Annotated in this window: 19 protein-coding genes; 13 read left to right on the top strand and 6 right to left on the bottom strand. The window is 62.7% G+C overall.

Annotated elements, in window-relative coordinates; genetic code table 11:
- Positions 1-43 precede the first annotated feature (43 nt).
- Positions 44-1,126, bottom strand: a complete 1,083-nt coding sequence (locus tag EUB48_RS14485; protein WP_142819806.1) for an IS630 family transposase — start codon at positions 1,124-1,126, stop codon at positions 44-46.
- A 288-nt stretch (positions 1,127-1,414) separates the two neighbouring features.
- Between EUB48_RS14485 and EUB48_RS14490 the strand changes: the two genes are divergently transcribed.
- The 6 genes from EUB48_RS14490 to EUB48_RS14515 all read left to right on the top strand — a co-directional run bounded on the left by EUB48_RS14490 (position 1,415) and on the right by EUB48_RS14515 (position 6,751).
- The gene (locus EUB48_RS14490; protein WP_142819807.1) at positions 1,415-2,131 is read left to right on the top strand and encodes a phospholipase D family protein; all 717 of its coding nucleotides are present in this window, start codon (positions 1,415-1,417) and stop codon (positions 2,129-2,131) included.
- A complete protein-coding gene (locus tag EUB48_RS14495; RefSeq protein ID WP_244618206.1) occupies positions 2,104-2,538 on the top strand; it encodes a type II toxin-antitoxin system RelE/ParE family toxin in 435 nt (144 codons plus the stop codon). The genes EUB48_RS14490 and EUB48_RS14495 overlap by 28 nt, the downstream gene beginning before the upstream one ends.
- Entirely contained in the window at positions 2,535-2,831 is a 297-nt protein-coding gene (locus EUB48_RS14500; RefSeq protein ID WP_142819809.1) for a helix-turn-helix domain-containing protein, read from the top strand. The genes EUB48_RS14495 and EUB48_RS14500 overlap by 4 nt, the downstream gene beginning before the upstream one ends.
- A 114-nt stretch (positions 2,832-2,945) precedes the next feature.
- Entirely contained in the window at positions 2,946-5,732 is a 2,787-nt protein-coding gene (locus tag EUB48_RS14505; RefSeq protein WP_142819810.1) for a class I SAM-dependent DNA methyltransferase, read from the top strand.
- Positions 5,733-5,822: 90 nt separating this feature from the next.
- Entirely contained in the window at positions 5,823-6,296 is a 474-nt protein-coding gene (locus EUB48_RS14510) for a YeeE/YedE family protein (RefSeq protein WP_142819811.1), read from the top strand.
- Complete coding sequence (locus EUB48_RS14515; RefSeq protein WP_142819812.1) at positions 6,293-6,751, top strand: DUF6691 family protein; 459 nt, start codon at positions 6,293-6,295, stop codon at positions 6,749-6,751. The genes EUB48_RS14510 and EUB48_RS14515 overlap by 4 nt, the downstream gene beginning before the upstream one ends.
- Here EUB48_RS14515 and EUB48_RS14520 read toward each other — a convergent pair.
- Entirely contained in the window at positions 6,721-7,182 is a 462-nt protein-coding gene (locus tag EUB48_RS14520; protein WP_142819813.1) for a methyltransferase family protein, read from the bottom strand. The two genes, EUB48_RS14515 and EUB48_RS14520, sit on opposite strands and share 31 nt — an antisense overlap.
- Before the next feature lie 11 nt (positions 7,183-7,193).
- The gene (locus EUB48_RS14525) at positions 7,194-7,946 is read right to left on the bottom strand and encodes an NYN domain-containing protein (RefSeq protein WP_142819814.1); all 753 of its coding nucleotides are present in this window, start codon (positions 7,944-7,946) and stop codon (positions 7,194-7,196) included.
- A gap of 150 nt (positions 7,947-8,096) precedes the next feature.
- Here EUB48_RS14525 and EUB48_RS14530 point away from each other — a divergent pair, with 150 nt between their 5' ends.
- From EUB48_RS14530 to trxC, 4 genes are all read left to right on the top strand, one after another.
- Positions 8,097-8,561: an RcnB family protein gene (locus tag EUB48_RS14530; protein WP_142819815.1), complete on the top strand. Its 465-nt coding sequence runs from the start codon at positions 8,097-8,099 to the stop codon at positions 8,559-8,561.
- A gap of 108 nt (positions 8,562-8,669) precedes the next feature.
- The gene (locus EUB48_RS14535; RefSeq protein ID WP_142819816.1) at positions 8,670-9,152 is read left to right on the top strand and encodes a tellurite resistance TerB family protein; all 483 of its coding nucleotides are present in this window, start codon (positions 8,670-8,672) and stop codon (positions 9,150-9,152) included.
- 82 nt (positions 9,153-9,234) lie between these two features.
- Positions 9,235-9,876 carry a glutathione S-transferase family protein gene (locus tag EUB48_RS14540; protein ID WP_142819817.1) on the top strand — a complete coding sequence of 214 codons (642 nt, stop codon included), beginning with the start codon at positions 9,235-9,237 and terminating at the stop codon, positions 9,874-9,876.
- A gap of 38 nt (positions 9,877-9,914) precedes the next feature.
- Positions 9,915-10,352, top strand: a complete 438-nt coding sequence (gene trxC, locus EUB48_RS14545; RefSeq protein WP_142819818.1) for a thioredoxin TrxC — start codon at positions 9,915-9,917, stop codon at positions 10,350-10,352.
- Positions 10,353-10,418: 66 nt separating this feature from the next.
- On the opposite strand, the gene EUB48_RS14550 is transcribed toward trxC, so the two are convergent.
- Both EUB48_RS14550 and EUB48_RS14555 read right to left on the bottom strand, forming a co-directional pair.
- Positions 10,419-11,372 (bottom strand): M14 family metallopeptidase, encoded by a 954-nt coding sequence (locus EUB48_RS14550; protein ID WP_142819819.1) that lies wholly within the window; start codon positions 11,370-11,372, stop codon positions 10,419-10,421.
- Between the two features lie 98 nt (positions 11,373-11,470).
- Positions 11,471-12,325 (bottom strand): hypothetical protein, encoded by an 855-nt coding sequence (locus EUB48_RS14555; RefSeq protein WP_142819820.1) that lies wholly within the window; start codon positions 12,323-12,325, stop codon positions 11,471-11,473.
- 158 nt (positions 12,326-12,483) lie between these two features.
- Between EUB48_RS14555 and EUB48_RS14560 the strand changes: the two genes are divergently transcribed.
- Positions 12,484-13,005: a hypothetical protein gene (locus tag EUB48_RS14560; RefSeq protein ID WP_142819821.1), complete on the top strand. Its 522-nt coding sequence runs from the start codon at positions 12,484-12,486 to the stop codon at positions 13,003-13,005.
- A gap of 30 nt (positions 13,006-13,035) precedes the next feature.
- Here the strand turns inward: EUB48_RS14560 and ylqF are convergent, their stop codons facing one another.
- Entirely contained in the window at positions 13,036-13,947 is a 912-nt protein-coding gene (gene ylqF / locus EUB48_RS14565) for a ribosome biogenesis GTPase YlqF (protein ID WP_142819822.1), read from the bottom strand.
- 74 nt (positions 13,948-14,021) lie between these two features.
- On the opposite strand from ylqF, the gene EUB48_RS14570 reads away from it, so the two are divergent.
- Both EUB48_RS14570 and EUB48_RS14575 read left to right on the top strand, forming a co-directional pair.
- Positions 14,022-14,279, top strand: coding sequence for a hypothetical protein (locus EUB48_RS14570; protein WP_142819823.1), 258 nt, complete (start codon positions 14,022-14,024; stop codon positions 14,277-14,279).
- Between the two features lie 159 nt (positions 14,280-14,438).
- Entirely contained in the window at positions 14,439-14,798 is a 360-nt protein-coding gene (locus tag EUB48_RS14575) for an HPF/RaiA family ribosome-associated protein (protein ID WP_142819824.1), read from the top strand.
- Positions 14,799-14,808: the final 10 nt, after the last annotated feature.

A 14,808-nucleotide genomic window follows, 5' to 3' on the forward strand; every position in this document is an offset into this window, starting at 1 on the left:
CTTGACACAAGCATCTAGTGTAGTGCGCCACACTGTTCTGTACTTATCTCGTTGCCCCTGCCAACGCGGCTTTGGCCCGCGTGACCTTTGCCAGGATGTCCTTGGCGCTGGCGGTCCAGATGAAGGGCTTGGGGTGGGCGTTGTGATGCACGACGTACAGGTCGATGGCCAACTCCAACTCCGCTACGCTGGTGAAGCTGTCGCGCCGGATGCGGTTCTCGGAGATGTCGCGAAAGAACCGCTCGACCATGTTCAGCCAGGATGCGCTGGTCGGCGTGAAGTGCATGACGAACCTTGGGTGCTTGGCCAGCCAGGCCTGAACGTCTGGGTGGGTGTGGGTGCCGTAGTTGTCCACGATCAGATGCAACTGCAATTGCTTGGGCGTATTGCGCTGGATCAGGCGCAGGAACTTGAGCCACTCTTCGTGGCGGTGCTGCGGTTGGCACATCGAGATCACCGTGCCGTCCAGCGTGTTCAGCGCAGCGAACAGTGTCGTGGTGCCGTGGCGCTTGTAGTCGTGGGTAACGGTGCCGGCGCGCCCGGCCTTCATCGGCAAGCCTGGCTGCGTACGGTTCAACGCCTGGATCTGGCTCTTCTCGTCGCAGCTGAGCACGAGCGCGTGCTCGGGCGGGTTCAAGTACAGACCCACCACATCCAGCAGCTTGTCCTCGAAGCGCGGGTCGCGCGAGAGCTTGAAGCCTCGCTGCAGGTGCGGTTTAACGCCGTTGCGCTGCCACACGCGCCGGATGGTGGTGGCGCTCAAGCCCAGATGTTCGGCGAGCGTGCGCGTGCTCCAGTGCGTGCCCGCCACGGGCTTGGTGTGCAGCGTCACCTGAAGAATGCGCGAGTGCACTTCGGGGGTAAACGTGGGTGTGCGCCCCGAGCGCGGCGCGTCCTGGCGCAGCGCATCGATCCCGCCGCAGAGGAAACGCTGGCGCCACAGCGCGACTTGGCGGCGATCCAGGTCAACCTGTGCCGCGATGTCCTTGTTCTGCCAGCCCTGGGCCGCCAGCAGGATCACGCGCGCGCGTTGTTGGAGTCTGGCTTCGATGCGCCGCCGCTTGGACAGCGCGCGCAACTCGCGCTCGGTCGTGACATCAAGCTCAATCGTTTCGGCAACTCGCATCGGTCCAGCCTCCTGGGCGGTTGGAGTATGCCGGAACGAATAAGTTCTATAACTTTTGGCGCACTGCACTAGCCAGGCCCGAAAGCAGCTCATGGCGCAGGGGCTGAAGCTACCCACCCAGAATTGGTCCTGCTCGGCCGTGCGCACCCCGGTTGTCTGAAATCCGGCCCTTTTCGCGATGTTTTCATCGCTCATGTGATCCGGGTCCCGGGTAAATTAAAGCGATAGTCACATGGCTTAAGCTTTCAATTTTCAAGCAACTACGCAGTAACGGGAGAAGCAATTCAAATGGCAAAGTTTCTGAATACCAGCGCGACCAATTATTTTCTCGAAGAGATGATCAAGGGTGCCGCTGACCGACTCATTCTGATCAGCCCGTTTCTTAAACTCAACGACCGAATGAAAGAACTGCTGGCCGACAAGAATCGGTTGAAGATCGATGTGCGCATCGTCTATGGCAAGAGCGAACTGCAGCCGCAGGAAATTGAGTGGTTGCGCAGCTTGACCTACATCCGCACGAGTTTCTGCAAAAACCTGCATGCCAAGTGCTACATGAACGAAGAGATGTGCATTGTCACCAGCCTGAATCTCTATGAATTCAGCCAGATCAACAACAATGAAATGGGCATCCTCATTCAGCGCGCCGAGGATGCTCAGCTGTACAAAGACGCCTACGAGGAAGCTCAGCGCATCATTCGCATCAGCGACGAAGTGCGCATTTCGCTGGAACGGGTCACCACCGAGCCCGAGGCACCCGGCCAGGAGAACGACAAAAGTGCAGATGGCACCAATGGAGAGGACAAGCTGACATCTTCCAAGATAGGTCAGAAATTGGGGTTGAAGACCGGGCAGTTTCTGGATCGGGCCACGGAGCATGGCTATCTTGCACTGGACGGCGACAAACACATCTTGACTCCCAAGGGAGAAAAGGCCGGCGTGGAGTTTGTCGCCAAGTCGCGTTTCGGCCCCTACTTTTTGTGGCCGCAGGATTTTCAACCGACCTGAGCAATAGTCTTGCAGCAAGTACCCGCGCTGCAAATCCCGGCGGCCGATGGCGTTTGAGAAATTATCAAAACCGATATAATATGAAGCGTATCCAATGGCTGGGAGCATCGCTCAATACGGTACGCGAGTTTCCAGTGGATGCGCGTGCGCTCATAGGCCAGGAGCTTCGACTGGTGCAAAGCGGCTTGATGCCCAGTGACTTCAAGCCCATGCCCACGGTTGGTGCCGGAACCTACGAAATCAGGGTGCGTGCGGGCAATCAGTACCGTGTGATTTATGTGGCGAAATTTTCCGACTCGGTTTACGTGCTTCACGCCTTCATCAAGAAGACGCCAAAGACTGCGCAACCCGATTTGGAGATCGCCAAGAGCCGATACACCGCGCTGCTGAAGGAGAAAAAATCATGAGCGAGAAACTGCATGTCGTTGTGGGCAGTGGCAATGTCTTCCGCGACCTGGGCTTCCCCGAAGCCGAGGCGCAAAACCTGTTGCTGCGTGCCGATCTGGTCGTGCACATTCGCAAGGTGATCGACAAGCTCGGCGTCACGCAAGCCGAGGCTGCCAAGCGCGCCGGCATCACCCAGCCGCGCATGAATGATTTGGTCAAGGGCCGCACCCACAAATTCACGCTCGACGCGCTGGTGAATGTGGCAGCGCATCTGGGCTATCTGGTTCAGCTCAAGTTGAAGAAGGTGGCTTGACGCTGGCCGCCGTGTGCCGCTCACACCTCACGCTTTTTCGTTTGCTATTACTTATATAGCCACTCTCGCCCACCCCACAAGGGCTAGCGTCATATTTCATTCATAAAGCTACTCATGCCCCTCAGCTGGAACGAAATCAAATCCCGCGCCCTGGCCTTCAGCCGCACCTGGGCCGATGCGGCCAATGAAGACAGCCAGGGCAAGCCGTTCTGGATTGATTTTTTCGAGATCTTCGGCATCACCGACAAGCGCGTTGCCACTTTTGAGCTGAACGTCAAAAAGCTCGGCGGCGCGCAGGGCTTCGTCGATCTGTTCTGGCCGGGCATGCTGCTGGTCGAGCAAAAGTCGCGCGGCAAAAATCTGGATGGCGCGTTCAAGCAGGCACTGGATTACTTCCCCGGCATTGCCGAGCGCGATTTGCCGCAGATCATCATCGTGTGCGACTTTGCGCGCTTTCGCGTGCACAAGCTGGCCACACAGGAAACCATCGAGTTCGAGCTCAAGGATCTGCACAAGAACATCAAGCTGTTCGGCTTTGTAGCAGGCTACAAGGCGCAAACCATCCAGCCGCAAGACCCGGTCAACATCAAGGCGGCCGAGCGCATGGGCCGGCTGCACGATGCGCTGAAAAGCTCGGGCTACACCGGCCACCCGCTCGAAGTGCTGCTAGTGCGCTTGCTGTTTTGCCTGTTTGCGGACGACACCGGTATCTTCCAGCCCGCGCAGGCGTTTCGCACTTTCATTGAAGAACGCACCTCGCCTGATGGATCGGACCTGGGCGCGCGGCTGGCGCAGCTGTTCCAGGCGCTGAACCAGCCCGAAGTCAATCGCAGCAAGGCACTCGATGAACAAGTAGCCACCTTCCCCTATGTCAACGGCAAGCTGTTTGAAGAACCCCTGCCCATGGCTGACTTCACCAGTGCCATGCGCGAAGCATTGCTCGACGCCTGCGCGCTCGACTGGTCGGCCATCAGCCCGGCCATCTTCGGCAGTCTGTTCCAGAGCATCATGGACGACAAGGCGCGGCGCAACCTGGGCGCGCACTACACGTCTGAGGAGAACATCCTCAAGCTCATCAAGCCGCTGTTCCTTGACGAGTTGTGGGCCGAGTTTCGCAAGGTCAAGAGCAACAAGAACCGGCTGTTCGAGTTTCACAAAAAGCTGCGCCTGCTGACGTTTTTCGATCCCGCCTGCGGCTGCGGAAATTTTCTGGTCATCAGCTACCGCGAGCTGCGCCTGCTGGAACTGGAAGTGCTGCGCGCCGGCAACAGCGCCGGGCAGCTCAGCGTGGACGTGCACCAACTCATCGGCATCGACGTCGATCAGTTTTACGGCATTGAAATCGAGGAATTCCCGGCCCAGATTGCGCAGGTAGCCCTATGGCTGATGGATCACCAGATGAACCTGCGCGTGAGCGAGGAGTTTGGCCTGTACTTTGCGCGCATCCCGCTGCGCACCACGCCGCACATCGTGCATGGCAACGCGCTGCGGCTGGATTGGAACGAAGTGCTGCCGGCACAGCGGTGCAGCTTTGTGTTGGGGAATCCACCATTTGTCGGCAAACAACATCAAAGCCCAGAGCAAAAAGTAGACGTAGCCTCAACCTATGCGCTGCTCGAAGGCGGCGGGGTGCTGGACTTCGTGGCAGCGTGGTACATCAAGGGCGCGAATTACGCGAAAGCTAACTCGAATGTGCGGGTAGGCTTTGTATCAACCAATAGCATCGTGCAAGGCGAGCAGGTCGGCGTGTTGTGGGGCTGGATGCTGGCGCAAGGCATGCATATCCAGTTCGCGCACCGCACGTTTCGCTGGAGCAACGAAGCCAGTGGCAAAGCTGCAGTGCACTGCGTCATTATTGGTTTCAGCCCCATGCAGCCTGAGCGCCCAACGATTTTCGAGTACGACGATGTGGACGGTGAACCTCACGCAGCGCTGGCCAACAACATCAACCCGTACCTGGTAGATGCGCCTGATATCGTGCTGCCATCGCGCCGCGACAGCATTTGTCCAGTGCCGCCCATCGTTTTTGGCTCTATGGCTAACGATGGTGGACACCTGTTAATGGATGACACAGAGAAAACAGCGCTACTGGCGGAGTGTCCTTCGGCCGCGAAATGGGTGCGCCCATTTCTGGGCGCAGATGAGTTCATCAACAATATTCCACGCTGGTGCCTGTGGCTGAAAGACTGCCCTCCATCGGAGTTGCGCATCATGCCAGCCGTGCTTATACGCATCAATAAGGTCAAAGCCCACCGCGAAGCTAGCACCCGCGCTGCCACCCACGCGCTAGCAGCGACTCCCGCATTGTTTGGCGAAATCCGGCAGCCAACAGGCAGATATCTACTTGTGCCACGTCACTCGTCTGAGCGGCGCGAGTTCATACCCATCGGATTTTTGCCTCCTAACGTGATCGTTGGGGATGCGAACCTTTGCATCCCCGATGCGGCGCCATATCACTTTGGAATCATGACCTCGCGCATGCACATGGCGTGGGTGAAATACGTTTGCGGCCGGATCAAAAGCGATTACCGTTACACGAACCAGATCGTCTATAACAATTTTCCCTGGCCAGATTTTTCATTCAATCAGCCTGTAGCCCATACAGGACGTTCGCAAGCCGCTATCGAAACTGCAGCGCAAGCCGTTCTTGACACCCGCGCCCAGTTCCCCGATTCATCGCTGGCCGACCTGTACGACCCGCTCTCCATGCCGCCCACTCTGGTCAAAGCCCATCACCAGCTCGATGCCGCCGTGGATGCGGCCTACGCGCTGGGTGGCGGCAAGAAGAACTACAAGAACGACGCCGAGCGTGTGGCGTATCTGTTCGAGCTTTACCAGCGCTACACCAGCCTGCTGCCCACTGACAAAGCCAAATCGAAGCGCCGGGCCAGGGCTGCTTGAACGGTTTTGGCAACAACGCCGTTCTCATCCTCAAACTTGACTTGCCCCCACTTGCATGTGGCATGCCTTGCCGGCGGATAATCCGGCCTCATGAACCTGTCTCTTTCTCTCTTCCCCCTCGGCTGGCAGCACTACCTGCTGGGCGGGCTGCTCGTGGGCGCGGGCACGGCGCTGCTGTTCGTGTTGACCGGCCGTATCGGCGGCATGAGCACACTGTTCTCTAGCACCTGGTCTTTCGTGGTGCGCCGGCCGTTTTTCCAGCAGGCGCGGTTTGTCGATTCGCGCAACTGGCGGCTGGTGTATGCGCTGGGCCTGATCCTGGGCGGGCTGGTGTGGTGGCTGGGCTTTGCCGGGGGCGTGCGCGAGGCCACGAACGTGCCGGCATGGCAGCTGCTGGTGGGCGGTATTTTTGTGGGCTACGGGGCACGGCTGGGCAACGGCTGCACCTCGGGTCACGGCATTTGCGGGCTGGGCTCCCTGCAGTGGCCTTCGCTGATGGCGGTGCTGACCTTCATGGCGACCGCCTTCCTCACGGCCAACCTGGCGGCAAGGTGGCTGTCATGAGCGTGACCAGCAAGACTCTCCCGCGCGCGCTGGCCACGCTGGTGGCGGGCGCGCTGTTTGGCTTCGGCCTGTCGCTGTCCACCATGATCCGGCCCGAAGTGGTGCTGAGTTTTCTGCACTTGAACGACTTCGGCCTCATGCTGGTGATGGGCGGCGCGGTGGCGGTGGTGGTGCCGGCCTACAAGCTGGCACCCCGCCTGCTGGGTCGCCCGCTGCTGGGCGACGTGTTTCGCAGGCACGCCAGCGTCTGGAACCGCGACACGCTGGTGGGCGCGGCCCTGTTCGGTGTGGGCTGGGGGCTGTGCGGCGTATGCCCCGGCCCGGCCATTGCCGGCCTGGGTGCGGGCAACTGGAGCCTGCTGTGGGCGCTGGCCGGCATCGCGCTGGGTGCGCTGTTGCAGGGGCTGCGGTCGGATGCACGCCCCTACAACCAGCGCCTGACGCCCGACTTGTAGTCTTCGTAACGGCTGCCGAACAGCTTGGACAGCGCCCGCTCTTCGGGCTGGATCTGGAAGCGGTTCATGTAGAGCACAAAGGCCACGGGCCCCAGCAGCGCCCAGGCGCACGACAGATACACGGCCCACGCCACAAGCACAAACACGAGGCCGACGTACATCGGATTGCGCGTCAGCCGGTACACGCCCGAGCACACCAGAGCGGCAGCCTTGTCCGGCTTCATCGGGTTGACGGTGGTTTGGCCGCGCCGAAACGCGACCACGCCCGACAGATCAAAGGCGGCACCCATCAGCGCCAGCACGACCGCCGCCGGCACCCGCAGGGCCGCGGGCACATCGACCAGCGGGGCCAGCACCGCGATGCCCCACATGGCGGCGGCAGCCAGCGCGGTAACGACGGGGGGCGGGATCTTGAGTTCGAGGGCTTGCATGCGAAGGCCCCTCAGCCGCCCTTCGAAGCCGAACCGGCCTTGCGCCGCACATGCAGTTGCACATGCGTGGAACCATCGCCCATCGGGACCTCCTTCACCTCCAGATAGCTCTGCTTGCGCATCAACTCGCCCAGCTTCGAGAAACCGTAGTTGCGCGGGTCGAACGAAGGATGGTTGCGCGTGAGCTGGCTGCCCAGCGCCGACAGGGTGGACCAGCCGTCGTCGCGCGCCGTGGCGTCCAGCGCCGTGAGGATCATGGGCCGCAGCTTGGGCAGGCCCGCCACCTCGGTGGCGACCTCGCGCGCCTTTTGCTCTTCGGGCTCGGCGCGCAAAATTTCCGTGTAGATGAACTTGTCGCACGCGGCCACAAACGGCTCGGGCGTCTTGCGCTCGCCAAAGCCATACACCACCAGCCCCGCCTCGCGAATGCGCGTGGCCAGGCGCGTGAAGTCGCTGTCGCTGGAGACCAGGCAGAAGCCGTCCACGCTGGCGGTGTGCAGCACGTCCATGGCGTCGATGATGAGCGAGGCGTCGGTGGAGTTCTTGCCGGTGGTGTAGCTGAACTGCTGGATCGGCTGGATGGCGAGCTTGTGCAGCACCTCCTTCCAGCCCTTGAGGTTCTGCGTGGTCCAGTCGCCGTAGGCGCGCTTGATGGTGGCGGTGCCGTAGCGCGACACCTCGGCCAGCAGTTCCTGGATGACGGACGCCTGGGCGTTGTCGGCATCGATCAATACCGCGAGTCTTTCGTTGTGGGTTGTTGCCATGGAGCCTCCTGAATGGTGATGATCGTACACAGGCAGGCAAATCCGTGCGCACAACTGGCTACCCTTCTTTGCACGAACTGCCCGCGCTGGATACACAAAGGACACATGGGCGGCGCACCATCAAGGCTCATGAACACAAGGAGTCCCACCATGAAAACCATGAAATCCACCACCATTGTTTGCGCGATTGCCGTCGCCAGCCTGGGGCTCAGCACGCTCTCGTTCGCGCAGGACAACGATTGGCGCAACGCACCCCAGGCGCGGCCGCAGGTTCAGCAGCAAGACCCATGGCATGGTGCACGCCCCGACCACAATCGCAATGTGCGCCCTATGGACAACCGCGGCGCCAACCGCTTTGACCGCTCTGACCGCTTTGACCATGGCGACATGCGCCGCAACGACCGTGGCAGCTACTACAACGCACGCGGCCCGGAATTCAGGCGCGGCGGCTACATTCCGCGCGATTTTCGCAACCGCCAGTACGTAGTGAACGACTACCGTGCCTACCACCTGAGCCGGCCCCCGCGCGGCCAGCAATGGGTGCAGGTGGGCAGCGACTATGTGCTGATCGCCATCGCCTCGGGCCTGATCGCCAACATCGTTCTCAGCCGCTAAAGAGGCGGCACAAGAAAGCCCGGGCGAGTCATGCGCGCCCCGGCTTTCGCGGGAACCAATGGCGCACGCGCTGCTCCATATATTCATATTTACCGATGGACGCGACGCATGCTGCAAATTCTCAAGGAATTTTTTGAAAGTCTGATGGCGCCGGCCGGCAGCCAGTCCCCACAGGCGCGCGAGCGCACGTTGCAGCTGGCCACGGCGGTGCTGCTGGTCGAGGTGATGCGGGTGGATGGCAATACGCACGCCGCACAGCAAGTCACCATCATGACCGCGCTGCGCGAGCGCTTTGCGCTGCCCGATGACGCGCTGGCGCAGTTGGTGGAGCAGGCACGGCAGACGGCCGAAACGGCCAACGACTACTACCGCTTCACCAGCAGCATGAACGAGGAGTTCACGCAGGCCCAGAAGATCCAGGTGGTGGAGGCCATGTGGCAGGTGGCCTACGCCGACGCCCGCCTTGACGAGAACGAAATCAGCCTGATCGGCAAGATCGCCGATCTGCTCTACGTGACCCAGGGTGAGTACATCGGCGCGAAGATGCGCGCCAAGGAAGCGGCGCAGCTGGGCAGCAGCCAGGGCGCGTGAGGTCCGGTGTCTCCGGCGTGCCAAGTGACGGCGGCGCACAGCCACTAAACTGGGCGCCACCCACTATCCGGAGACTTTTCCCATGATCACGCTTTGCGGCTTTCCCGTCTCGAATTACTACAACAAGGTCAAGCTCGCGCTGCTTGAAAAGGGCGTGCCGTTCACCGAGGAAACGGTGCTGACCGGGCGCACCGACGAGGCGGTGCTGGGCGCCTCGCCGCTGGCCAAGATCCCGTTCGTGCGCACGCCACAGGGCAGCCTGTGCGAGAGCGAGGCGATCGTCGAATACCTCGAGGCTGCCTATCCAAATCCGCCGCTGCTGCCGGCCGAGCCGTTTGCCGCGGCCAAGGTGCGCGAGCTCACCATCTTCATCGACCTGCACCTGGAACTGGTGGCGCGCGAGCTGTACCCGCAGGCCTTCTTTGGCGGCACGCTGAGCGAGTCCAGCCAGGCACGCATTCGCAAGCAGCTGGACAAGAACATTCCCGCCTTCAAGCGCCTGGCCAAATTCGCGCCCTATGTGGCGGGCGATGCCTTCACGCTGGCCGATTGCGCCGCCTTTGCCAGCCTGCCGGTGGTGGGCATGGCGACCAAGGCGATCTACGGCGAAGACCTGCTGCTCGCCGCCGGCGTAGACTACAAGCCCTACATCAAACTGGTCGGGGAGCGGCCCAGCGCGCAGAAGGTGCTGGCGGACCGCAAGGCGTACTCCAGCAAGGTCTAGCACTTGCAAAGCCGCTGCCGGCCCCCAAAATGCAGCAAATGAACGAATCACTGCACATCGTCTGTCCGCACTGCCACACCACGAACCGCGTGCGTGCGGACCAGCTCGGCAGTGCGCCGACCTGCGGGCACTGCAAGAAACCCCTGTTCGACGCGCATCCTGCCGCGCTGGACGAGGCGGCGTTTGACAAGCACATCGGCCGCAATCAGATCCCGGTACTGGTGGATTTCTGGGCGCCCTGGTGCGGCCCGTGCCGCACGATGGCGCCGTGGTTCGAGCAGGCCGCCGCGCAACTGGAGCCGCGGGTGCGTCTGGCCAAGGTCGATACCGAGGCGGTACCCAACCTCGCCGCGCGTTTCAACATTCGCAGCATCCCGACGCTGGCGCTGTTCGTGGACGGGCGTGAGGTGGCGCGCCAGGCCGGCGCCATGGGCGCGGCCGACATCGTGCGCTGGGTGCAGTCGCACGTGCGCTAATTGCTACCGATTTCGTAGCTGCTCGCGCAGAACCCTCAAGGGCTCGCGGCTGTTTTCATCAAATATCTAGGTCGCCAGCGGCCGCGACAGGTACACGCCCTCGCGCCCCACGATCGCCGTGCGCGCGGGCATCAGGATGGTGCAGTCGTCGCACGGCGCGCGGATTTCATCCGGGCCATCGGTGGCGATGAGTTCGTCCTTGGCGAACACCTCGAAGCCCACGCAGGGCCGGCTGAATTTGAATTCGGGCGTCTTGATCACATAGGTGCGCAGCAGCTCGAAGCGCCTGGGCGCGGCGGCGGACGCGGCATCCGCGTCGCGCTCCATCAGGCCAAAGTGGGCCAGGAAGCCGCGCGTCACGGCGATTGCCGTATCGCTGCTCGCCTGGCGGAAATGCTGGCCGCATTCGACCACCATGGCGGCGCCCGTGCCATCAACGCCGGCGAAGTGGCCGTACTGGATCAGCGGCGTGCCCGAACCCAGGCCATCGGGCATGACCAGGTGCACCTGCGGGCGCCCGATCGCCAGCGCGACCTCGGCGTTGCGCGCGAAGCCGGGATAGACCCAGAAGGGTTCGACGTCCTGGCTGGTGGAGTGGATGTCGAGCAGGTGATCGGCTGCGGCGAGCACCGGGCGCAGCTCGCGCGCGCGCCGCAGCTCGGGGCTGTCCTCGGCGCCGTCCAGCCACTCGGGCGACCAGATGCGGTTCAGGTTGTGCACCAGCAGGCGGCTCTCGAACGGCTGCGCCGGATCAAAGGTTTCGTACGCCGCCACGTTGGCAAAGCTGACCGTGAGCGTGCCGATCAGCGGGCGCACGCCGGCATCCAGCAGCTGCGTGGCCGCCACCATGCCGCAGAACTCGTTGCCGTGGGTGAGCGCGTTGACCAGCACGTGCGGCCCGGGCTTGCCGGATTCGAAGCGGTGCACATAGTCGATGCCCACGTTGCCGCGCCGATAGGCGGACAGGTCGCGCGGGAGGACTTCGAAGGTGGTGGACGCTGGCGGAGAGGTTGGGTTCATGTTTGCTACTTTTTTTATAGCTACTTGTGTAATACCCACAAGGGCTTGAGTCACATTCTACTCATACCTTGCCAGACCCGTCCGCACGGGATGAATGCTCAGGCGCCGATGGTGGCCTCGATCGTCTGCTGCCACAGCGGCGCCAGCTTGCGAAAGCCGCCTCGACTGGGGTGGATTTCGTTGAGCCAGTCGTTGCTCTGGCCGGTCGAACCGGGCACCGCGGGGGTCAAGGTGCCCACGGTGTCGACCACATGCACGTTGGGCAGGCCGAGCGAGCGGATCACGCCGCGCAGCCGGTCGATCAGCAGATCGGCCACAGGTTGCCAAAGCGCCGCGGGCACCTGGTGCACCTGCAGCGCGGGCAGCAGCCACGGCCCGAAGCCGGGCACGGCCGGCGCATCGCGCGGCGTCAGATGATCGTAGGTATGCACGAAGATGGGCGTATCGTGGTTCTTGATGCTGGCGGCGACAAAGTCCGAGATTTTTTTGAAATTGGCGCGCAGGTAGACCTCGAACTGGGCCCAGGCGGCCTCATGCAGGCAATCGGCCGCCGTGGCGGGCGGGCTGGTGGTCGAGCACAGCCGCAGGATGCGCTGGTCCACGTACTGGTCGCTCACGGCATCGATCAGGTCGTTGCCGCCGCCGCTGAGCAGGATGGCGTCGAACTTCCAGGCCCGGTTGCCGTAGCTGCCGCCGTCGATGAGCGATGGGAAATTGCTGTCGCGCCACCAGTCGGCCATATGGTCCAGCGTGTCGCCGGGCATCGCCGTCTGAGTGATCAGCGTACGGCGCGTGAGCCGCAAAAAATTGAGCTGGTTGAAGCCCAGCACGGAGCCGTACGCAAACCACGAATCGCCTTCGGCCAGCATGTGGCGCCCGTAGTCGGCAGGGCTGGTGCCGGCCTCGCCGTTGTTGAGTTGCCAGGGTGCAATGGTCACTACGGGGACGGACATGCTGGACTCCTGAAGACTGCTTGCCAATATAGCGGCGCCCCTGCCATCGCACAATCCTAGACGGCAGCCTCTAGGATTCGGGCCGCTATTAGGTCGCACGCCCTAGGGCAAACGGGGAAAATTTATTCATCAGATTTTCAACCTCTCAGGAACCTACCATGACCGCAAAGAACCTCTCTACCGTCGTGACCGACTTGATCGAGTCCTACGGCAACACCTCCAAAAACGTGATCAACGCCTATCGCACGGGCGGCGAGCGTATCGTCGGCTTCGTGGAGCAGCGCTGGGACCGCGCCCTGGAAGCGTCCAGCCCGAAGCTGAGCGCCGACGTGGTGGAGAACGCCACCGCCGCGCAAAAGCTGGTCGGCAGCTACTACGCCCAGGGCCTGGCCCTGGCGACCAACAGCGCCGACACCCTGGTCAACGAGATCGTCAGGTTCGCGGGCAAGGGCGTGCAGCAAGTGGCCGCCAACGCCGGCCGCTTTGAAGAAAAAACCGGCGTGCCCGCTCTCAGCAAGCTCGCCACGGCTGCCGTGCCCGCCGCCGAGATGGTGAGCAAGCTGGCCGCCCAGCTGGAAGAGAAGTCTGCCGAGTTGGTGAAAAAGATCGCTGGCGACGACGCTGCCTCCGTCAAGCACGTCTCGCCGTTCAAGAAGGCGCGCGCCACCAAGGCCGCCTGAGCCTGAACCCGGCCTGCCTGGCCGCCCCGCTCACTTCGTCGAGCGGGGCGGCTTTTTCTTTTTGAGCTGCCGCTCGGCATCCACCTTCTGCCCCTCGGCCAGCCATGCGGCAAATTCCTCCGGGGTTTCCAGCGTGATGCGCCCCAGGTTGGCCGCGCGAAGGTCGTAGATCACGATCTCGGCGGCCTTTTGCAGGTTCACGCGCCCGCCGCTTTGCACCGCGCCGCGCTTGCGGCCAATGGCTTGGAGCAGTTGCTCATCGGTGAGGCCCGCCACATCCACGCTGTAGCGCGCGGCCGGCGCGCCGGGGTAGTGCCGGGTCAGATAGCCGAGCAACTCCAGCGCCACCTCTTCTTCATCGAAGGCGTTGCGGCCGATCGCGCCGCTGGCCGCCAGGTTGTAGCCGCTGCGGGCCACGATGATGCGCGGCCACAGCACGCCGGGCGTGTCGTACAGATAAAAGTCGTCGGCCAGCGCAATGCGCTGCTCCAGCTTGGTGATGCCGGCCTCGTCGCCGGTCTTGGCCGCGCGCTTGCCCGTGAGCGTGTTGATGAGCGTGGACTTACCGACGTTGGGAATGCCGCAGATCAGCACGCGCATGGGTTTGGCCATGCCGGCGCGACCGGGCGCGAGCTCGTGGCAGGCCTGGATCAGGCGCCGCGCGGGGGTGGCCTCGCTCGCGTCCAGTGCCAGCGCGCGCGTGGCGGGCAGCGCGTTGTAGTGCGCCAGCCAGAGCGCGGTGCGCGCCGGGTCGGCCAGGTCCTGTTTGTTGAGCACTTTCAAGCCGGGCTTGCCGCTCGTGAGCTCGGCCAGCATGGGGTTGGCGCTGGAGCCCGGCAGGCGCGCGTCGAGCAGCTCGATCACCACATCAATGTCCTTGATGCGCTCCTGGATGGCTTTTTTGGTCAGGTGCATGTGACCGGGAAACCACTGGATGGCCATCGGGATGTTCTCTCTTGTCAGGGCTGGGTTGAAGGGGCGAGTGCGAATTGTCGCTGCATCGGATAATCCGCTCCATGCCCCGACCCAACACCCTACCGCGCCCGCCCGACATCAAGGCCCACAAGGCGAACAACGAGCTGCTGCAAAAAGGCGTGCTGTGCGTGCTCATCGGCCTGGCCGTGCTGATCTCGCCCGCCTTCCTGACGTCGCCCGGCATGCGCAGCATCGTGGCCGCTTCGGCGCTGGTCGGCTGGTTCGCGCTGGTGCTGGGCTGTGCTTTTCTGGGGCTGTACATCCGCCGACGTATGGCCGCCCGCAAGGCATGGCCCTGATGCCGGCGCTGCAATTGCCGAACCGGTCCTACATCCTTTCACCACGATAGGGGCCACACTGGGGATTCGTTCCGTCAAGCCGGCGGTTGACCGCTGCGCCAGCCGCCGCCCGACGGTATCCGGCAGCACGTGCCGCCACCATCGCACAAGGACACCCCTATGCAAATTCAAGTGGACACCAGCAAGGGCATCGGCAACAAGGACGCGCTGGAGCGTTGGGCCGATAACGAACTGAATGAAAAACTGAACCGTTTCCGGGACGACATCACGCGCGTGGAGGTCTACCTGAGCGACGAGAATGGCGACAAGGGCGGCGCCAACGCCCTGCACTGCTCCATGCAGGCCCGCCTGGGCCACCACCAGCTCATTACCGTGAACCACCATGGCACCACCCAGGACGAGGCGTTTCGGGGCGCGCTGGCCAAGCTGCTGGGCTCGCTGGAGACCACGCTGGGGCGGCTGAAGAACCACCGCGACCGCGAATCCATCCGCAAGGATGGGGGGGTTGCCGGGCAGTAGCGGAACAGAC

It is taken from the genome of Rhodoferax sediminis (genome assembly GCF_006970865.1).
Classification (GTDB): domain Bacteria; phylum Pseudomonadota; class Gammaproteobacteria; order Burkholderiales; family Burkholderiaceae_C; genus Rhodoferax_A; species Rhodoferax_A sediminis.